Raw genomic sequence first — 19,740 nt, 5'->3', positions numbered from 1 at the left:
GGCGCCGGCGCGGTAGGCGGCAACGGCGTCGCGCACCCCGTCGCCGCGGTTGGCGAAGGCCGCGCGCAGGACCGCCAGGCGCTCCGGGACCGCCGTGGTCCAGTCGATCAGCTCGCCCGCGGCGGCAGACCCGGCGACCGGAGCGCCGATCAGCGCCGGATCACCGAAGAGAATGTTGAGGAAGGAGCGGCTCGAGGGCGAATAGGGGCTGAAGCGGCCGGGATCGGAGGGAAACAGCGCGTGGGTGGGGCTGATCGCCAGCGCATCGGCCCCGCGGGCGGCGAAGCTCGCGGCGCTGTCGGCAAGCGTGCCGAAATCGCCGAAGCCCAGCCCGCGTCCGTCGCGCAGCGAGGGCACCTGCACCGCCGGTCCCCACAGCTTGCGGCCGGGGGCGGCGTCGGCCACGGAAAAGCAGCGCTTCGGCGCCACCGCGATGCGGATCTCGCGGCCACCCTGCTCGAGGTGGTGGTAGCCGGGCACATCGATCGACGGGATCCATAGGCTGTTCGCGTCCTGGTGCAGCAGGACCGGCACGGCCTCGCCGCTCTCGAGCGTCAGCAGGCCTTCGCCGGCCACGCCGAAGCCGGGCGGCAGGATGACCCGCTCGCCGAGATCGACGGAGACGAAGCAGTTTTCGCGCTCGGCCTCGTGCAACTGCTCCCGGCTGCGGGCGATCTCGGCGCCGGAGCCGGCCGGCAGGCCGATCGCCGCCAGCACCTTGCGCAATGCCTCGTCGCTCACCCGCTGGTTTTCGCCGAGGGCGTCTGTCCAGTCGATCTGCAGCCCGGCGGCGCGGGCCAGTTGGTGCAGCGCCGTCATCGGCCAGTCCAGGCGACAAAGCTCGAGGGCATACCGGCCTCGCCGAGGGCGAAGAGGATGTCGCCGTCCGGCTCGGGAAAAGCGACAGCGGCCTCGCCGAGATTGAGGGCAACGGACAGCATCGAGCCGTCCGCCATGCGCCAGCTCGCCGTGACCGCCTTGTCGCCCAGCACCCGGGCGGCCTCACCGCGCGCGCCCTTGAGGCGCGGCACGACGTGGCGGTGGCGCAGCGCGATCAGCTCGCGATAGAAGCTCAGCCAGTGCGCAGCCTCCGGCCCGGGCTTCGGCGCCGAGGCCGCGAAAGTGGCGGGATCGTTCGGATCGGGAATGCGTTCGCGGACCTGGGGATCGGTGAAGGCCGAGAAGTGCGAGAACTCCTGGCGCCTGCCCTGGCGCACCGCGTCGGCGAGGTCGTCCTGGAAGTCGGTGAAGAACAGGAAGGGAGTCCGGCTTCCCGTCTCCTCGCCCATGAACAGCATCGGGATCTGCGGGCACAGCAGCATCAGCGCCACCGCGGCGCAGAGCCGCGCCGGATCGGTCAGCTCGATCAGCCGCTCGCCCATCGCCCGGTTGCCGATCTGGTCGTGGTTCTGCAGGAAGGCCACGAAGGACGTGGCCTCGAGATGGCCGCTCGGCTTGCCGCGCGGGCCGCGGCCGCCCTCCTCGCCCTGGTAGACGAAGCCCTGCTCGAGACAGCGCGCCAGCCTGGCCGTCGGATCATCGGCGAAGGCCGCGTAATAGCCCTCGGTCTCGCCCGTCAGCAGCACATGCAGCACATTGTGGAAATCGTCGTTCCACTGCGCGTCATAGCCTCCGGGCAGGAGCCGGTCGGCGTCGTTGTGCTCGTTTTCAAGCACAAGATGGATCTGCCTGCCGGGCAGCTCGGTCCGGATCTCCGACACCATCCCGTCGAGGAATTCCGCATCGCCGATGGCGTGGACCGCATCGAAGCGCAATCCGTCGAAACGGTATTCGCCGAGCCACATCAGCGCGTTGTCGATGAAGTAGCGCCGGACCGGATCGCGCGACACCGCCACCGCGCCGCCCCACGGCGTGTCCGCTGTGTCGTCGAAGAAGCCCGAGGCATAGGCGCCGAGATAGTTCCCGTCGGGACCGAAATGGTTGTAGACCACGTCGAGCATGACCATCATGCCCAGCCCATGGGCGCGGTCGACGAGCGCCTTGAGGTCATCGGGCGTGCCGTAGCTTTCGGCGACCGCATAGGGCAGCACGCCGTCATAGCCCCAGTTGCGCGTGCCGCTGAAGGCGCCGACCGGCATCAGTTCGATGGCTGTGACGCCGAGGTCGCGCCAGTGCTCGAGCTGTTCAGCGACGCCGTCGAAGCCGCCGAGCACGCCCACATGCAGCTCCAGGATCACCGCCTCCTCCCAGGGCCGGCCGGCCCAGTCGGGCGTGGTCCAGCGATAGGCATCGGGATCGGTGACCATGCTCCATTCATGCACGCCGCCCGATTGCCGGCGCGACGCCGGATCGGGCACGGCAAGATCGTCGCTGATGCGGAACCGGTAGCGGGCTCCCGGCGGGGCGTCGGCCTCTGCCTCGAACCATCCCTCCGCGTCCCGGGCCATCGGCAGCACGGTGCCGTCGGCCAGTTCCAGGTGAACGGCATCGCTGTCCGGCGCCCAGAGCCGGAAACGGGTCCTGCCCTCGGCGGTGATCTGCGGTCCCCAACTCATCTATTCTTCCCTGTCGGTTCCGACCACCAGCAGGACTGCCCGGTCACGCACCTCGATCTCGGCGCCGACTTCGGCTTCGGCGGCCTCCGGATCGGCGCTGTCGATGACCAGCGTCCGGTGGAGATCCGGCGGCGGCAGCCTGAAGGTCAGCGTGTCGCCGGAGCTGTTCATCAAGAGCGTCACCGTTTCGATCGAGCCATCCGGCTTGCGGCGGCAGCGGCGCATCACCAGCGCCCTGCCCTCGGCGTTGTTCCAGTCCTCCTCGGAGAGGTGCTCGCCGCGCTCGTCGAACCAGTCGATGTCGAGAATTCCGGGAGCGACTTCGACCTCGCCATGCAGGAAGCGGTTGGCGCGGATCAGCGGGTAGTCCTGGCGCGCCCTGGTCAGCCGGCCGACGAAGTCGGTGAGCTTGCGGCCGTGATCGCTTTCGAGCAACGTCCAGTCGAACCAGCTTATCTCGTTGTCCTGGCAATAGGCATTGTTGTTGCCCTGCTGGGTCCTGCCGAATTCGTCGCCACCAAGCAGCATTGGCGTGCCGAGCGAGGTCAGCAGCGTGGTGAGCATCGAGCGGGTGACGCGGTCGCGGACATCCTCGATCGCCGGATTGTCGGACGGGCCCTCCTCGCCCCAGTTGCAGGAGAGGTTTTCCGAATGGCCGTCGCGATTGTCCTCGCCATTGGCTTCGTTGTGCTTGCCCTCGAAGCTCACCAGGTCGCGCAGGGTCTGGCCGTCATGGGCGGTGATGAAATTGACGCTGGCCCAGGGCCGCCGCGCGCGGCGGTCGAACAGGTCGGCGGAGCCGGCGATGCGGTTGGCGAATTCGGGGCGCAGGCCGCTGTCGCCGCGCCAGAAGCGGCGCGTCGAATCGCGGAACTTGTCGTTCCATTCGGCGAAACCCGGCGGGTGCTGGCCGAGCTGATAGCCGCCCGGTCCGATGTCCCAGGGCTCCGAGATCAGCTTGAGCTGGTTGAGCACCGGATCCTGGCGCAGCACGTCGAAGAAGCCCGAGCGCGGATCGAAGCCGTTGTTGCCGTCGCGGCCGAGCGTCACGCCGAGATCGAAGCGGAAGCCGTCGACCCGGTAGCTTTCCGCCCAGTGGCGCAGCGAATCGATGACCATCTGCAGCACGCGGGGATGGCTGAGGTCGAGCGTGTTGCCGGTGCCGGTGTCGTTGACGCAATAGCGCGGCTGGCCCTCGACCAGCCGGTAGTAGCTCGCATTGTCGAGGCCGCGCAGATTGAAGGTCGGGCCCAGTTCGCTGCCTTCGGCGGTGTGGTTGTAAACCACGTCGAGGATGACCTCGATGCCGGCGGCGTGCAGCCTGCGGATGGCGATGCGCAGCTCGTCGGAATTGTCGCTCGCCATGTAGCGGCCTTCCGGCGCGAAGAAGGACAGCGTGTTGTAGCCCCAGTAATTGGTGAGTCCCGCCTCCTGCAGCCTGCGGTCCTGCACGAAGCTGTGGATCGGCAGCAGTTCGAGCGCGGTGGCGCCCACGCGCTTGAGATGCTCGATCACCTTGGGATGGGACAGCGCCGCATAGGTGCCGCGCTGGCGCGGCGGAACGTCCTCGAGCAGCTTGGTCAGGCCCTTGACATGGGCCTCGTAGATCACCGTCTCCGACCAGGGCGTTTTCGGGCGGACATCCTGCGACCAGTCGAAGGCGCTCTGGGTGACCACGGCCTTGGGCATGGCCGGGGCGCTGTCGCGCCGGTCGAAGCTCAGGTCCTGGCGCCGGGAGCGCACCGAATAGGAGTGCAGCGCGTCGGTCCAGCGCACCTCGCCCGACAGCCGCTTGGCATAGGGGTCGAGCAAAAGCTTGTTGGGGTTGAAGCGGTGGCCGTTCTCGGGCTCGTAGCGGCCGTGGGCGCGGAAGCCGTAGAGCAGGCCCGGGCCGACGTCGGGCAGGTAGCCGTGCCAGACCTCGTCGGTGCATTCGGGCAGTTCGAGGCAGAGCACCTGCCGCTTGCCCGAGGATTCGAACAGGCAGAGGTCGATCCGGTCGGCATTGGCCGAAAAGACCGCAAAGTTCACGCCCAGGCCATCGAACGTGGCGCCGAGCGGATAGGGATAGCCGGGTTCAAGCCGATCAATATTCAGGTTCAAGTGCGTGATCCTTGATGGCGCAGAAGAATGGCGCCGAGGGGTGGAAGGGTGATGGCGGCCGAGCAGGGCTGGCCGTGCATGGGGTGGTCGCTGGCATGGACGCCGCCGCCGTTGCCGGTGTTGGAGCCACCAAAGCGTTTGGCGTCGGAATTGAGCACTTCGGTCCAGTGGCCCGCTGCCGGCAGGCCGATCCGGTAGCCATCGTGCGGCTGCGGCGTCATGTTGAGCGCCACCGCCACGGACCCGCCGTCGCCATGGCGGACGAAGGCGAAGACGCTGTTTTCGGAATCATCCGCCACCAGCCACTGGAAGCCGGAGGGATTGCTGTCGCGCTGGTGCAGCGCCGGCTCTGTGACGTAGAGCCGGTTGAGATCGCGCACCAGCCTCTGGATGGCGGCGTGCTCGGGATGGTCGAGCAGATGCCAGGGCAGCGCCTGGTCGTGGTTCCACTCGGTCTCCATGCCGAGTTCGCAGCCCATGAACAGCAGCTTGCGGCCCGGATGGGTCCACATCAGCGACAGATAGAGCCGCAGATTGGCGAATTTGCGCCAGCGGTCGCCCGGCATCTTGGTGACCAGCGAACCCTTGCCGTGCACCACCTCGTCATGGCTGATGGGCAGGATGTATTTCTCCGAATAGGCATAGACCATCGGGAAGGTAAGCTCGCCCTGGTGCCAGCGGCGATACAGCGGATCGCGCTCGATGTAGTGGAGCGTGTCGTGCATCCAGCCCATGTTCCACTTGTAGTCGAAGCCAAGCCCGCCCTGGGCCACCGGCGCCGAAACGCCCGGCCAGGCGGTGGATTCCTCGGCGATGGTGATGGCGCCGGGGCAGCGTTCCGCCACGATCGTGTTCATCCGCTTGAGGAAGGCCACGGATTCCAGATTCTCGCGGCCGCCATGGATGTTGGGCACCCATTCGCCATGCTTGCGGCTGTAGTCGCGGTAGAGCATCGAGGCGACGGCGTCGACGCGGAGGCCGTCGACATGGAACACCTCGAGCCACCAGATCGCCGAGGCGAGCAGGAAGCCCGAGACCTCGCGGCGGCCGAGATTGTAGATCAGCGTGTTCCAGTCCTGGTGGAAGCCCTCGCGCGGATCGGCGTGCTCATAGAGATGGCTGCCGTCGAAATGCGCCATGCCATGGGCATCGGTGGGAAAATGCGCCGGCACCCAGTCGAGAATGACGCCGACGCCCTCGCGGTGGCAGGAATCGACGAAGCGGGCGAAATCCTCGGGCCTGCCGAAGCGGGCCGAGGGGGCGAATTGCGACAGCGGCTGGTAGCCCCAGGAGCCGCCGAAGGGATGTTCCATGATCGGCAGCAGCTCGACATGGGTAAAGCCCATCTCGGCCACATAGGGGATCAGCCGTTCGGTCAGTCCGCGCCAGTCGAGTGCGCGGTCGCCTTCGCCGTCCGGTTTCATCCAGGATCCGGCATGGACCTCGTAGACCGAGATCGGCGCGTCGTCGGCATGGCGGCGGGCGCGCTCCTCCATCCAGTCGGCATCGTGCCATTTGAAATCAGGGCGACCGGCCACCACGGAGGCGGTCGCCGGCGGCGCCTCGGTCTGGCGGGCCATCGGATCGGCCTTCTGCAGCAGGCTGCCGTCGCGGCCGACGATCTCGAACTTGTAGCGTGCGCCCGGCCCCAGCCGCGGCAGGAACAGCTCCCACACGCCGGCCTGGTGGCGCAGCCGCATCGGATGGCGGCGGCCGTCCCAGGTGTTGAAGTCGCCGACCACCGAGACGCGGCGGGCATTGGGCGCCCAGACCGAAAAGGCCACGCCCGGAACGCCCTCCATGGTGGTGGGCTGGGCGCCGAAGACCTTGGCGAGGTCGAGATGGCGGCCTTCGGAAAACAGATGCAGGTCTAGATCGCCCAGCACGAAGCCGAAGCTGTAGGGGTCCTCGATCTCCTGCACCGCGCCGCCGGGCCAGGTGATGCGCAAGAGATAGGGACGGTCGTCGGAAACGGGGCCGGTGAAGAAACCGGGCGCTGCCTGGTCGAGCTCCCCGAGGTCGGCGCCGCCGTCGCGCGCCGCCAGCGAGACGCGCTCTGCGCCCGGCTGGAACGTGCGCACGACGCGGCCGTCGCGCACGGTGTGCGGGCCGAGCAGCGCGAAGGGATCGTCGAGGCGTCCTTCCAGGAGCGCGGCGGCTGCCGCGCCCAGGATATCGTCATTGCCGGTCATTGCACTTCCCCTGCAAGCAGGCGGTGCACGGCGCGGGCCAGCCCGGCCACGGGCACGCCGATCCAGTCGGGACGGTTGGCCGCCTCATAGATGACCTCATAGGCCGCCTTCTCGATGATCAGCACGTCGAGCAGAGGATCGACTTCGACTGCCGGTCGCAGCTTTTCACCGTCGGCGGGTTCGCCGGAGATCGTTTCCGGTTCGATGCCGTGATAGCCTGCCAGGAACGCCTGCTTGGCGCTCTTGCGGAAGGAATCGGACCATTCCTCGCTCCAGGGCTCGGCGCCTGCCGGGCGGTTGCGCTCGGCGACGGCTACGGCGTAGTCGAAGGAGCGCATCATGCCCGCGACATCGCGGAGCGCCAGGTCCTTGCCGCGGCGCTCGGCGATCGGACGGGTGGGCTCGCCCTCGAAGTCGATGAACATCACGTCGTCGCCGGTGACCAGCACCTGTCCGAGATGCAGATCGCCGTGGATGCGGGTGCGGGAACGGTCGACCGCGCCGCGCACGACGGCGCCGATGCGCTCGATCAGCGCGTCGCGCTTGTCGAACAGGAAGTCAGCGTCCCGGGCCCGGGCCTCGTCGAGCGACGCGCCGCGCAACTGGCCCATGGCCTTGTCGACCTGGCCCTTGATGCGGCCGCCGAGCTTGTCGGCCTGTTCGAGCGTCACCGGCTCGGGCACGAAGTCCGGCTCGGAGGTGGGGCTCGAAAGGGTCTCGTGCATCGCCGCCAGCCGCCGGCCGAGATTGGCGGCGAAGTTCTCGTAATTGGAGAAGCTGGGCTCGGTCTCGGTGGCGAGCCGGTTCAGGAAATCGAGGCTCCACTGCCAGCCGTCGCCCTGGTTGTAGACGAAGGCCTGGGCCAGCATCAGCAGGGTGTCCTCGCCGTTCTCGTGGCGAGTGACGGTTGCGAGCATCGGCGGCACGTTCCGGTAGCCGTTGTCGGAGAGATAGCGGACCATCTCCACATCGGGATGGGCGCCGGGCGCGACCTTGCGCAGGAGCTTGAGCACCGCCTTGCGGCCGAGCACCATGGTGGAGTTCGACTGCTCAGCCGCCATCCATTCAACATCGCCCTCGGGATCGAGATCGAAGCCGGGCATGGCGGAAAAGCGAATCTCGCCTTCGCCACTGGCAACCACGGTGTTGTCACGCATGGCGGTCAGCACCGAGCGGGCAAACGGCGCAAGCGCGAAGCCGTCTGTGAGCAGGCCCACATCGCGGCCGCGGCGGACGCGGGAGATCGCCAGGTTGGAGGCATAGGGCCCGTTCTGCCCGTCGGCCCAGGCGATGCCGAGCGGCAGGGTGTAGGTCGCCTCGGCCACCGGGGTGGTGACGCGGAATTCGCCCAGCACCAGGTCCTGGGCCGCGGGCATCGGCGTGAGCCGTTCAAGCCTGACGCCGGTGATCGGCTCGTCCTTGCCGCCGAACCAGCGGCGATGGGCGATGTAGCCCGGCAGCACGTCCCGCTCCAGCGCGGCGCGGTTGGCGAAATCGGCGATGCCGTCGAGACCGGAGCGCAGCACGAAGGTGTGGTGCTCGATCTCCTCTCCCGGAGCGGAGGTGGCCCATTTGGGCGGCTCGACGCCCTCGGCGAGCTGGAACCACAGGAACCCGTAGGGCTGCAGCGTCAGCAGATAGGGCAACTGGCCGATCTTCGGGAAGGCGGCGCCTCCGGTGAGTTCCACCGGCGTGCGGCCCTCGAACTCGTGCAGGTCCAGCTCGACCGCCTGGGCGGTGCGGCCGAGATTGGCGACGCAGAGGATCGATTCGCCCTGATATTCCCTCAGATAGGCGAGGATCCGCCGGTTGGGCGGGCGCAGGAAGGTCTGCGTGCCGCGGCCGAAGGCCTGGTGGCCGCGGCGCACGGCGAGCATGCGCTTGACCCAGTTCAGAAGTGAATGGCGGTCGCGCTCCTGCGCCTCGACATTGACCGCCTCGTAGCCATAGAGCGGATCCTGGATCGCGGGCAACGTGAGCGAGGCCGGGTCGGCGCGGGAGAAGCCGCCGTTGCGGTCGGGCGACCACTGCATCGGCGTGCGCACGCCGTCGCGGTCGCCCAGGAAGATGTTGTCGCCCATGCCGATCTCGTCGCCGTAATAGAGCACCGGCGTGCCCGGCATGGTCAGGAGCAGCGCGTTCATCAGCTCGATGCGGGCGCGGTCGCGCTCCATCAGCGGCGCCAGCCTGCGACGGATGCCGAGATTGATGCGGGCGCGCTTGTCCGACGCATAGGTGTTCCACAGATAGTCGCGCTCGGCGTCGGTGACCATTTCCAGCGTTAGCTCGTCGTGGTTGCGCAGGAAGATCGCCCATTGCGCGTCCTCGGGAATGGAGGGTGTCTGGCGCATGATGTCGGTGATCGGGAAGCGGTCCTCCTGGGCCACGGCCATGTACATGCGCGGCATCAGCGGGAAGTGGAACGCCATCTGGCATTCGTCCGTCACCGGCGCGACGTTGTCCTCACCGCAGGCGGCGCCGCCGAAATACTGCTGCGTGTCCTCGGGCCACATGTTGGCCTCGGCGAGCAGCATGCGGCCGGGATAATGCGCGTCCATGTCGGCGCGGATGCGCTTGAGAACATCGTGGGTCTCGGGCAGGTTCTCGTTGGAGGTGCCGTCGCGCTCGATGAGATAGGGCACGGCGTCCAGCCGCAGGCCGTCGATGCCTGCATCCAGCCAGAAATGCATGACTTCGAGCACGCGCTCGAGCACCGCGGGATTGTCGAAATTCAGGTCCGGCTGATGCGAATAGAAGCGGTGCCAGAAATAGGCGCCCGCCTCCTCGTCCCAGGTCCAGTTGGACTTCTCGGTGTCGAGAAAGATGATGCGCGTGCCGGAATAGAGCTTGTCGTCGTCCGACCAGACATAAAAATCGCGCTCGGGCGAACCGGCCGGCGCCTTGCGGGCGGCCTGGAACCAGGGATGCTGGTCGCTGGTGTGGTTGATGACCAGCTCGGTGATGACACGGATGTTGCGGGCATGCGCCGCCTCGATGAAGGCGCGCGCCTCCTCGATCGTGCCGTAGTCGGGGCTGACGGCGCAGTATTCGGCGATGTCGTAGCCGTCGTCGCGGCGGGGCGAGGGATAGAACGGCAACAGCCAGATGGCGGTGACGCCAAGCTCGGCCACGTAATCGAGCTTTTGCATCAGGCCGGCGAAATCGCCGATGCCGTCATTGTTGGAATCGAAGAACGACTTGACGTGCACCTGGTAGATGATGGCGTCCTTGTACCACAAGGGATCGTTCATATCGGTGACGATGGCGGGGGCGGTGATGGATCGAGTAGTCTGGTTCATGCGGTTCCTCCCGGCGCGCTCAGGCGCCAGATCCGGTAGGGCAGATCGGGGGTGATACGGATCCACTGGGTCTTGCCGTACCAGTCGAAGCGGTAGCCGAGGGCGAGGTCCTCCACTGAGATGCCGTCGGTGTCGGACAGGCCGAACTCCCAGAGGGGCACCTCGAAATGGGTTTCCTGGGCATGGTGCGGGTCGAGACTGACCATCACCATGATCATCTCGCCGCCATCGGGGGATGGCTTGCCGTACCAGATCATGTTGTCGTTGTGGGCGAGGTAGAAGCGGGTGTTGAGATGGGTCTGCAGCGCCGGATGGGCGCGGCGCAGACGGTTGAGCAGCGTGATGTCGCCGATGATGTTGCCGGGCGCAGCGTGGTCGCGCGGACGGATCTCGTATTTCTCAGAATCGAGATATTCCTCGCGGCCCGGCAGCGGCGCCGATTCGCACAGCTCGAAGCCGGAATAGACGCCGAACAGGCCCGACAGCGTGGCCGCCAGCACGGCGCGGATCTGGAAGCCGGGGCGGCCCGAGGTCTGCAGGAAGACCGGGTTGATGTCGGGCGTGTTGACGAAGAAATGCGGCCGGTAGAACTCCTTCGGCGCGGTGCTGGTGAGCTCGGTGATGTAGTCGATCAGCTCGTGCTTGCCGTCGCGCCAGGTGAAATAGGTGTAGCTCTGCGAGAAGCCGACCTTGGCCAGGCGGTACATCATCGTCGGCCGGGTGAAAGCCTCGGCCAGGAAGATGGCGTCCGGATGGGCGCGCCGCACATCGGCGATCATCCATTCCCAGAAGGGCAGCGGCTTGGTGTGCGGGTTGTCGACCCGGAAGGTCTTGACCCCGTGCTCGATCCACAACAGCACCACGTCCCTTAGCGCCAGCCACAGGTCGGGCACGGCGTCGGGGCCGTAGAAATCGAGATTGACGATGTCCTGGTATTTCTTGGGCGGATTCTCGGCATATTTCATCGACCCGTCCGGCCGCCAGGAGAACCAGCCCGGGTGCTCGGTGAGCCAGGGATGGTCGGGCGAGGCCTGGATGGCGAAATCGAGCGCGATCTCCAGCCCGTGCTCGCGGGCGGCCTCGACCAAAGTGTCGAAATCCTCGAAGCTGCCGAGCTCGGGATGGATGGCGTCATGGCCGCCGTCGGCGCTGCCGATCGCATAGGGGCTGCCGACATCATGCGGCGCGGGCGTGAGCGTGTTGTTGGGACCCTTGCGGTTGGTCTTGCCGATCGGATGGATGGGCGGGAAATAGAGCGTGTCGAAGCCCATGTCGCGAATGCGGGCGAGATGCGGGATGACATCGGCGAGCGTGCCGTGGCGGGACTTGTCGTCGGTCATCGAGCGGGGGAACAGCTCGTACCAGCTCGAGAAGCGGGCGGCGAGGCGCTCGGCGTCGACGCGCTGCGGCGCGGAGACGATGCGGAAGGGGCGGTCGTCGGCCTCGTCCATGAGAGACGCGAGGTCCTCGTCGAGCAGGATCGCCGCGCTGTCGTCGGCGGATGCGGCGGAGTCGAGCTGCTTGAGGACGGCCTTGAGGATCTCGGCGCCGGCCTTCTCGGAGCGCGCCACGGCCTGTTCGATCAGGGCGCGGCCATCGGCATGGTCGACGGGCTGGGCCACACCGGCGTCGCGCTTCTTGGTGAAATCGCGGCGGAAGGCGCCGAAGCGGTCGAGCCAGGCCTCCACCACGAATTCATGGGCGCCGAGGCGTTCGAGCGTGAACTCGCCTTCCCACAGGTCGTTCTTGCCGAGCGGCTGCATCCGGACCGCGCCCCAGGCGTCGCCGTCGCGGCCGCGCCAGCGCAGTTCGGCGGCGAGCTGTTCATGGCCATCGGCGAAGATGGCGGCGCTGACCTCGACGGTGTCGCCGACCACGCGCTTGACGGCGAAATCGCCGCCCTCGACAGAGGGCGTGACCGCCTCCACCACCAGCCGCGGCGCCGCCGCATAGGCGCGGGCGGCCGACGGGCCGGTGTGGGCATCGGCGGCGACGATGATCGGCCTGGAGGGCGACAGCTCGACGAGCCTGACTTCGCCAGGCGCCAGCGGCGACAGGTCGGCGGTGCCGAGATCGAGCGGGGCGCCCAGGCGCTGGATGATCGGCCCCCTGCCCGGCGCGGGCTGCGCGCTGGCGCCGGAATTGATCAGGATCAGCAGCGCGCCCCGGGCGCCGCGCGGGTCGCCCTTGCGGGTGCGGGCGAGAGCCATGACGCTGCCGGTGCGGGCGATGCGCTGGACGGCGCCGTCATAGGGCGCGGCCCGGCCGACGAGGGCGATCGCCTTCGCTGCCACCGCGAAATCGGCGGCGCCGCCGGCAAGCAGCGTCTCCGGCACGATGAGGCCGCCGGCAAGCGCCGCGGCCGCGTGGATGAGCCGGCCGAAGCCGCCGCCACGGTGCTCGGGAAAGGGCTGGCCGGAGTCAAGCTCGGCGAGCACCGGCACATCCTGGTCCATCGCCCCGTCCTCGCCGGGCAGCCGGCCCGAGGCGAAATCGGACCATCCGAGCGGCGTCACCAGGCAATCAAGGCCGGACGAAGCCAACACCGAGCCGGCGCCGGGCGCCGCGGCGGCGATGGTCAGCACGCCGCAGCCTCTGAGTTCGCCCGTCAGATAGGAAAGGGTCTGGCCGCCGAGCCGCGCCGGATTGAGCAGACGGAAGCCGCCGACGCCCGCCCCGGCGAGCTGCTTCAGCCGCTCGGCGATCGGCCGGGCCAGCAACTCGGTGGCGTCGGGATGGTTGAGCCGGGCGATCGCTTCGCCGATCGGCGGCATCGGCTTGCGCGGATCGACCGGACCGTCGGCCTGGCCGGAGCGGCGGATGGAAAACAGGTCGGGATGCTCGCGGACCAGGGGATGGTCGAGCGGAAACCGCGCGACGTCGATCTCGACCATGGTGCGCAGCGACGCCGCCGCGCCGGTTGGAATCATGTCGGCAGGGTCGACCGCCTCGGGGCCGAAGAGCAGCCAGTCGCCCCGCCACAACGCCGCGTCAAAGCCCGCCGAAGCCGCACGATTCAGGGTGTCGGCGACGTCCGGCCCGGAACGGCCCGGCTCTGCTTGCATGCGCAAGATGTTCACGGTGCTGGATGGCAAAAGAAGTCTCCCCGGTCGGTCGTGTGACAGGTCAACAGAGTGGCGGGCCAATGGTTCCGTATTTTTTTCAGGACCGGCGGCGAAGCGCGCGCCGGATCTTCGCCCTTCAGGCGGGCAATTCGCGCCCATCCTCGCGGGCTGCCGCAGGCATTTGCCGCGGCAGAAGGCATTCGTGCGACGCCTGTTTCACCTGGCGTCATGCAGGCTGGAAGCGCCGGAGACGATCCGCCGAGCGGCGCTCAGGTCTTGCCGGGCTTGCGTTTCGGCTTGGGCTTTTCGGCCTTGGGATCTTCGCGGAGCACCGCCACACCCCGGTCAACCGCCGAGACGCCGCCCTTGCCCTCAGACTTGGAGCCAGCCTTGGCACCCGGCTTGGCGGCAGCCGCGGATTTGGTGCTGCCCCGCGGCTTTGCGCCGGCCTTGGAGACTGCCTCGGGCGCCTGGTTGGCCTCGCCGGCGCCGGTCAGGCTCGCCAGCTCGGCGCGCGCCTGTTCCCAGTGCTGGGCCTCGCGGCCTTCGGGACGGCCTTCGGACTCCCAGATTTCATAGGCTCTTTCGCGAATGCTCTTGTCACGGTGGATCATGATGAACTCCCTTGTGCTCGCCGCATCTGTGCTTGCCATATCAATGCTTCGGGACCCGGAAAGATCCGGCGCCGCGCGATTTTTTTGGGCCCCCTTCCCCTGCGGCACAAGGTGGAAGGCCAGTAGCATAACCACGCGCAAAATTGCCTCCGCAGGTGGAACCAACGGCCGCATCGATCGTTATCCCGGTTGCCAATTGCGAGCAGCGGAGGAGAGACCCGATGGCACAGCGTGTGTATGACTTCATGCCCCAGTCTGATGGCTGGGATGTGCTTCTGGACGGACGCCTGATGGCCTCCTATCCGAGCCTGCATCTGGCGGTGACCGCCGTCAAATCCGGAACCCATGGCAAGATCACCGACGGGACCAGGCTGGTGCTGCGCCGGCTGGGTGCCGACGGTGCGCTCCGCGATCTCGCCACCAACCAGAAAACCCCGGCCGCACCGCAAGCCTACGTCTACTGACGCCAACGCGGAACCGTTCGTCTGCGAGTACGAGGGCTTCAGGGCCCTCGTCAGATTTCGTTCAATGGGTCATCCGCCGGGCTTCGCAACTGGCCGCTCGCCTGCTTTTAAATCGCAAAGGCTCCAGAAGTCCGCATCCCCCACACATGCGCCTTTCCGTCTGAATTGTATCTCTTGTCATCCGCGCTTTCATGGCAGGCAGGGTCTCCTGCCTGGCGGCTTCCGCTGCGCCTGAAAACCGAACGCAGACCCGCCGAAGGCGCCGGGTCTGCGTCACGGGTTCGGGCCGTATCAGGGGCAGGCAGCGGTGTAGCGACGACCGTTGCCGTCGCGGTAGTAGCACTGGCCCGGCTCGCTGGCCCGGCCGATCAGGGCGCCGGCCACGGTGCCCACGGCGCCGCCCACGGCGGCTCCCCGGATGTCGCCGCTGACGGCGCCGCCGATCGCAGCGCCGGAAACGCCGCCGATGGCCGCTCCTCGTTCAGTCGCGGTGCAGGCGCCGAGTGCGAGCAGCAGGGTTGCCAGCAAAACATGTTTCATCGTCATCTCTCCTCTGTGTCGATACGCGGGTAACCGCGCAGCGCCGCCGAAGTTCCAAAAAACTTTCCTCCGCCGCCGCCTCCCCGGCCGGGAACAAACCCGGACGGGCATGGTTGTGAACCCGGGGCGGCCTCAAAGCGGGAACCGGGACAGGGCGCGCCAGATACGACCACCACGCTCCTACGGCTCCTCGCAAAGCCCCCGCCAGAAAACAGCAGCAGGACGCAGATCCGGAGGATGCAGATGAAAGCCATTGCACTGAACGCCACGCTCAAGTCCGGCCCCGACCGGAGCAAATCGTCGACCGGCCACATGCTCGACCTCATCGCCGCGGCGATGAAAAAGGAAGATGTCGACTGCGAGATCCTGACGCTTGCCGATTACGACATCTGGCCGGGCGTGACCTCGGGCGAGGGAGACGGCGACGAATGGCCGATGATCCGCGAGAAGATACTCGCAGCCGACATATTGATCCTGGGCACCCCGATCTGGCTGGGGCAGCCGTCGAGCGTGTGCAAGCGCGCGCTGGAGCGGATGGACGCGTTCCTGGGCGAAACCGACGATCGGGGCCGGATGCCGACCTATGGTCGCGTCGCCGCGGTCGCCGCCGTCGGCAACGAGGACGGCGCGCACCATGTCTCGGCCGAACTGTACCAGGCGCTCAACGATGTCGGGTTCTCGCTTGCGCCCAACGCCATCGCCTACTGGGTGGGCGAAGCGATGAAATCGACGGATTTCATCGATCTGCCCGAAACGCCGAAGAAGGTCCAGAGCACCATCGACATGATGGTCGCCAATGCGTTGCATCTGGCGAGACTGCTTGCGCGAGACCCCTATCCCGGATCCAGATAGGCCACGGGCCGCGACGGCCACCGCCCTGCCCTCACGCGGGGCGGTGGCCGGCCGCCTCCGGCTCGGCCGAGGCCGCGCCGAGCCTGGGATTGATCCTGAGCGCCCGCAGCGCGTTCAGGATCACGCCGACGTCGATCAGTTCCTGCAGCAGCGCGCCCTCGACCGGGGTGAGATAGCCGAGTGCGGCGGCGATCATGCCGAGGATCGACAGGCCGATGCCGACGGCGACGCTTTCGAGCGCGATCCGGCGGGCGCGCTGGGCCACCTCGATGCCGGGCAGCAGGCGGTCGAGGTGATCGACCAGCAGCACCACCTCCGCCGCCTCCGCCGACGCCGCCGCGCCGCGCGCGCCCATGGCCACGCCGACATCGGCTGCGGCAAGCGCCGGCGCGTCGTTGACGCCGTCGCCCACCATCATCACGGGACCGTTCTTGCGCTCGGTGAGGACCAGCAGCACCTTCTGGTCGGGCGTCAGCTCGCTGCGCACCGCATCGAGGCCCAGCCCGGCGGTGATGGAATCGGCCACCGCGCGGCGGTCGCCGGTGGCGAGCAGGATGCGTCCCACCCCCAGCCGCCGCAGGCCCGCCAGGAACTCGGCCGTGCCCGACCGCAGCGCATCCGCCATGACAAGATGACCCGCGAGCACGCCGTCGACGCCGAGCGACACGACCACCGACCCGGTCTCGGCCACCGCGCCGTCAATGTCGGTCGTGCCGAGCTGCGAGGCCACGAATTTTGCGCCGCCGACCAGGAGGTTTCGTCCATCGATGGTGCCGGCGACGCCCTCGCCGGCTGTCTCGACCATGTTTTCCGGGACCGGCAGGACCATGCCGCGCTCCCTCGCCGCTGCGACGATCGCCTGGGCGATGGGGTGCTTGGACGCCTGGTCGAGGGCCGCGGCGAAATACAGGATCTCGTCTTCGGACCAGGTCCCGTGGACGCCGATCGACACGATTTGCGGCCGGCCGTCGGTCAGCGTGCCGGTCTTGTCGAGGATCAGCGTGGTGATGCGCGCCAGCGCCTCGAGCGGTTTGGCGCCCTTGATCAGCACGCCGAAATGCGCCGCCCGCGACAGGCCCGCCACCAGCGCCACCGGCACCGCCAGGATCAGCGGACAGGGCGTGGCCACGACCAGCACCGCGACCGCGCGGATCGGGTCGCCGGTGAGCCACCAGGCCGCCGCCGCCAGGGCGACGGTGACGAGCAGGAACAAAAGCGACCAGCGGTCGGCGAGCCGCGCCATCGGCGCCCGGGACGCCTGCGCGGCCTCCACCAGCCGGACGATGCCGGCATAGGTGCTGTCGGCGGCGCGCCGGGCGACCCGCAGGTCGAAGGCGTCGCCCGCATTGGTGGAGCCGCTCATCACCTCCTGGCCGCGCAGCAGGCGCACGGGCATCGATTCGCCCGTCAGCGCCGACTGGTCGAGGATCGCCCGGTCGCTTTCGACCGTGCCGTCGACCGGCGCCACATCGCCCTGCCGGATCAGGAGAAGGTCGCCCAGCGCGATGTCGTCGAGCGGGACTTCGTCGAGCGCGCCATTGCGGCGCCGCGTCGCGGTCCGGGGCACGCGGGAGAGAAGATCGCTCATCTCGCGCCGGGCGCGGCCCTCGGCGAAGCTCTCGAGAAACGTGCCGCCCGAATACATCACCGCGACCACCGCAGCAGCCAGGGTTTCGCCGAAGACGAGCGCCGAGGTCATCGACAGGGCCGCGACGATGTCGAGCCCGACCTCGCCCCTGGAAAGGCTGCGCACGATCTCGATCAGCAGGGCGGCGAGGACCGGGACAACGCCCGCCGTCCAGACCAGATCGGCCTGGACCGGGAGCCCGGCCGCAAGGAGGGCGAGACCCGCGGCCAGCCCGAGCGCGGCGATGGCCAGCAAGGTGGTCTTAATTCGGTCATGGGACATTGCATTCACGCGAAGGGCACTCCCCGATACTCCCCTCCGCCCCGGCGCGCGCCACAGGGGTCCGGCCTGTCGTCGCGCCCGTGCCCGATAGGGTTGGCTTCCTGTCGATGAGAAACGAGCGCAAACGGCACGGTCCCCACCGATGGCCACAAGGTGCGCCCAATGGCCGTCGGGCGACTTGATCGGGATCAAGTCGCCCGCATCTTCACGGGACTGGCGATGGGTATTCGGGGGATGTCATCCGCGACCGCAGGCCCGCGCTCCCTCAGGAGGTCGCGGAATGGGCCATCATGGAGTGCGGCAGGACGAAGAGATCGTTGGAAGGCCTCACGCCCACGCGCAGCCGGCAGCCGAAGGTCGTAGACAGCGCCGCGTCGGTCATGACCCTGTCGGGCGTCCCCGCCGCGACGACGGTGCCGCCCGACAGCAGCGTGACCTGGTCGGCGAACATCGCCGTCAGGTTCAGATCGTGCATGACCGCGATGACGCCGCCGCCGCGCCGCGCGTAATCGGCCGCCAGCTCCATCACCCCGATCTGGTGCCTTATGTCGAGGCTCGACACCGGCTCGTCGAGGAACAGCCAGCGCGGGCCATCCTCGTCGACCGGCTCCCAGATCTGGCACAGGACCCGCGCCAGTTGCACGCGCTGGCGCTCGCCGCCGGAGAGTTCCTGGTAGAAGCGGCCGGCGAAGCCCGGCAGATCGACCGCCGCCAGGGCCTCGGAGACGCGCCGGTCGCGGAAAGCGCGATCGTCGGGGCGGGCGGCGAGCGCGGACATGCCGATGCGCACCACCTCGGCCACCGTGAACGGGAAACTCAGCGTGGTTTCCTGGGCGAGCACGCCGCGGCGGGCGGCCATCTGGTAGGGCTTGAGGCCGCGGATATTCCGGCCGTTCAGGCGGATCGTCCCCGCATAGGACAGGTCGCCGCACAGCGCCTTCAGAAGCGTGGTCTTGCCCGAGCCGTTGGGGCCCGCGATCACGCTCACGCAGCCCGCCTCGGCCGCAAAGTCGATGTCGCGCAGGATCAGGTGGGGTCCGTAGCGTATGCTGAGGTTCTCGGCTTCAACCATGGCGGCGGTCCTCACAGGTCGATGATCCCGCGCCGGCGCAGCAGGATCCACAGGAAGAAGGGCGCGCCGATGGCGGCGGTGACGATGCCGATCGGCAATTCGGCGGGCGGGACGATGGTCCGGCTCACGCAATCGGCGAGGAGGAGGAAGACCGCGCCGAGCAGCGCCGAGGCGGGAAGCAGGTAGCGGTGATCCGGGCCGATCAGCAGCCTCAGCACATGCGGGACGATGATGCCGACAAAGCCGATGCCGCCCGAGACGGCGACGGCGGCGCCCGTGGCCGCGGCGATGGCGAAGATGGCGGTGTTCTTCACCGTCTGCAGCGGGATGCCCATATGCACCGCGGCGGCCTCGCCGAAGGCCAGCGCATTGAGCCCGCGCGCCAGATAGGCGCTCGCCGCCAGCGCCGGCAGGATGATCGGGATCACCGAGACCACCTTCTCCCAGGTGGCGCCGGCGAGCGAGCCCAGGCTCCAGAAGGAAATCTGGCGGAGCTGCAGATCGTCGGCGACGAAGATCAGGAGGCCGGTCATCGCCAGCGCGAAGGCGCCGAGCGCGATGCCGGCGAGGAGCATGGTCGCCACCGACGTGCGGCGCTCGCGCGTGGCGATGGAGTAGAGGATGTAGGTCGAGGCGAGGCCGCCGAGAAAGGCCGCGAAGGGCAGCGCGTTGGCTCCCGTCAGCTCGGCATAGGGCGCCAGCACCGTGCCGCCCAGGACGATGATGGCGACCGCGCCCAGGCTCGCCCCGGCGGAGACGCCGACGATGCCGGGATCTGCCAGCGGATTGCGGAACAGGCCCTGCATGACCGCGCCGGAGACCGCGAGCGCGGCGCCGACCATGGCCCCCATGATCACCCGCGGCAGGCGGATGCTGAGGATCACGATCCGGTCCACTGCCGCGAGCCCCTGGCCGTCGTCCAGGCCGGCCCAGGCCATCAGAATGCGCAGCGTCGGCGCGTCGAAGGCGCCGACCTGCAGGGCAAGCGCCATGGTCAGGACCAGCGTCACCGCCAGAACGACCAGGGCGAAACGGGCGCGCGCGGACCGGTCGCCCTGGAGAGCGGGTGGATAGGCCGTTGCGGCCTGTCTCTGGGCGATGCGCTGGAGCATGC

At 68.3% G+C, this 19,740-nt stretch carries 13 protein-coding genes; 2 read left to right on the top strand and 11 right to left on the bottom strand.

The genetic code is table 11. The annotated features are described in order from the left end of the window. The 7 genes from LL06_RS12185 to LL06_RS12155 all read right to left on the bottom strand — a co-directional run. Positions 1-819 (bottom strand): 4-alpha-glucanotransferase (locus LL06_RS12185; RefSeq protein ID WP_173426122.1); only part of this gene is annotated, 819 nt, incomplete at its 3' end. Next, positions 816-2,516, bottom strand: a complete 1,701-nt coding sequence (gene treZ / locus LL06_RS12180) for a malto-oligosyltrehalose trehalohydrolase (RefSeq protein ID WP_035526867.1) — start codon at positions 2,514-2,516, stop codon at positions 816-818. The genes LL06_RS12185 and treZ, both read right to left, overlap by 4 nt. Continuing rightward, entirely contained in the window at positions 2,517-4,619 is a 2,103-nt protein-coding gene (gene glgX / locus LL06_RS12175; RefSeq protein WP_035526864.1) for a glycogen debranching protein GlgX, read from the bottom strand. Then, positions 4,616-6,811 carry a 1,4-alpha-glucan branching protein GlgB gene (glgB, locus tag LL06_RS12170; protein WP_052161476.1) on the bottom strand — a complete coding sequence of 732 codons (2,196 nt, stop codon included), beginning with the start codon at positions 6,809-6,811 and terminating at the stop codon, positions 4,616-4,618. The genes glgX and glgB overlap by 4 nt, the downstream gene beginning before the upstream one ends. Beyond that, complete coding sequence (treS, locus tag LL06_RS12165; protein ID WP_035526861.1) at positions 6,808-10,110, bottom strand: maltose alpha-D-glucosyltransferase; 3,303 nt, start codon at positions 10,108-10,110, stop codon at positions 6,808-6,810. The genes glgB and treS overlap by 4 nt, the downstream gene beginning before the upstream one ends. Next, positions 10,107-13,175, bottom strand: coding sequence for an alpha-1,4-glucan--maltose-1-phosphate maltosyltransferase (locus LL06_RS12160; RefSeq protein WP_244447111.1), 3,069 nt, complete (start codon positions 13,173-13,175; stop codon positions 10,107-10,109). Before LL06_RS12160 ends, treS begins: the two co-directional genes overlap by 4 nt. A gap of 269 nt (positions 13,176-13,444) precedes the next feature. Next, on the bottom strand, positions 13,445-13,789 hold the full coding sequence (locus LL06_RS12155) for a DUF2934 domain-containing protein (RefSeq protein WP_035526886.1): 345 nt from the start codon (positions 13,787-13,789) through the stop codon (positions 13,445-13,447). 221 nt (positions 13,790-14,010) lie between these two features. Between LL06_RS12155 and LL06_RS12150 the strand changes: the two genes are divergently transcribed. Continuing rightward, the gene (locus LL06_RS12150; protein ID WP_152599580.1) at positions 14,011-14,253 is read left to right on the top strand and encodes a hypothetical protein; all 243 of its coding nucleotides are present in this window, start codon (positions 14,011-14,013) and stop codon (positions 14,251-14,253) included. A gap of 291 nt (positions 14,254-14,544) precedes the next feature. Here the strand turns inward: LL06_RS12150 and LL06_RS12145 are convergent, their stop codons facing one another. Then, positions 14,545-14,793 carry a glycine zipper domain-containing protein gene (locus LL06_RS12145; RefSeq protein WP_035526882.1) on the bottom strand — a complete coding sequence of 83 codons (249 nt, stop codon included), beginning with the start codon at positions 14,791-14,793 and terminating at the stop codon, positions 14,545-14,547. Between the two features lie 237 nt (positions 14,794-15,030). Between LL06_RS12145 and LL06_RS12140 the strand changes: the two genes are divergently transcribed. Continuing rightward, complete coding sequence (locus LL06_RS12140) at positions 15,031-15,645, top strand: NAD(P)H-dependent oxidoreductase (RefSeq protein WP_035526855.1); 615 nt, start codon at positions 15,031-15,033, stop codon at positions 15,643-15,645. A 31-nt stretch (positions 15,646-15,676) separates the two neighbouring features. Here LL06_RS12140 and LL06_RS12135 read toward each other — a convergent pair whose 3' ends face one another. The 3 genes from LL06_RS12135 to LL06_RS12125 all read right to left on the bottom strand — a co-directional run bounded on the left by LL06_RS12135 (position 15,677) and on the right by LL06_RS12125 (position 19,738). Next, complete coding sequence (locus tag LL06_RS12135) at positions 15,677-17,554, bottom strand: heavy metal translocating P-type ATPase (protein WP_035526852.1); 1,878 nt, start codon at positions 17,552-17,554, stop codon at positions 15,677-15,679. A 265-nt stretch (positions 17,555-17,819) separates the two neighbouring features. Next, positions 17,820-18,626 carry a heme ABC transporter ATP-binding protein gene (locus tag LL06_RS12130; protein ID WP_035526850.1) on the bottom strand — a complete coding sequence of 269 codons (807 nt, stop codon included), beginning with the start codon at positions 18,624-18,626 and terminating at the stop codon, positions 17,820-17,822. Between the two features lie 11 nt (positions 18,627-18,637). Beyond that, a complete protein-coding gene (locus LL06_RS12125) occupies positions 18,638-19,738 on the bottom strand; it encodes an iron ABC transporter permease (RefSeq protein WP_035526846.1) in 1,101 nt (366 codons plus the stop codon). Positions 19,739-19,740 lie beyond the last annotated feature (2 nt).

The organism is Hoeflea sp. BAL378, from assembly GCF_000759435.1.
GTDB lineage: Bacteria > Pseudomonadota > Alphaproteobacteria > Rhizobiales > Rhizobiaceae > Hoeflea.
Note: the sequence above shows the minus strand (reverse complement) of the source record. Positions and strands in the feature narration are given on the sequence as shown.

Coding starts and splice junctions, on each gene's coding strand:
- LL06_RS12125 (WP_035526846.1), bottom strand. CDS start 19,738: ATGCTCCAGCGCATCGCCCAGAGACAGGCCGCAACGGCCTATCCACCC.
- LL06_RS12155 (WP_035526886.1), bottom strand. CDS start 13,789: ATGATCCACCGTGACAAGAGCATTCGCGAAAGAGCCTATGAAATCTGG.
- LL06_RS12145 (WP_035526882.1), bottom strand. CDS start 14,793: ATGAAACATGTTTTGCTGGCAACCCTGCTGCTCGCACTCGGCGCCTGC.
- LL06_RS12130 (WP_035526850.1), bottom strand. CDS start 18,626: ATGGTTGAAGCCGAGAACCTCAGCATACGCTACGGACCCCACCTGATC.
- LL06_RS12160 (WP_244447111.1), bottom strand. CDS start 13,175: ATGCAAGCAGAGCCGGGCCGTTCCGGGCCGGACGTCGCCGACACCCTG.
- treZ (WP_035526867.1), bottom strand. CDS start 2,516: ATGAGTTGGGGACCGCAGATCACCGCCGAGGGCAGGACCCGTTTCCGG.
- LL06_RS12150 (WP_152599580.1), top strand. CDS start 14,011: ATGGCACAGCGTGTGTATGACTTCATGCCCCAGTCTGATGGCTGGGAT.
- glgB (WP_052161476.1), bottom strand. CDS start 6,811: ATGACCGGCAATGACGATATCCTGGGCGCGGCAGCCGCCGCGCTCCTG.
- LL06_RS12140 (WP_035526855.1), top strand. CDS start 15,031: ATGCAGATGAAAGCCATTGCACTGAACGCCACGCTCAAGTCCGGCCCC.
- LL06_RS12135 (WP_035526852.1), bottom strand. CDS start 17,554: ATGTCCCATGACCGAATTAAGACCACCTTGCTGGCCATCGCCGCGCTC.
- treS (WP_035526861.1), bottom strand. CDS start 10,110: ATGAACCAGACTACTCGATCCATCACCGCCCCCGCCATCGTCACCGAT.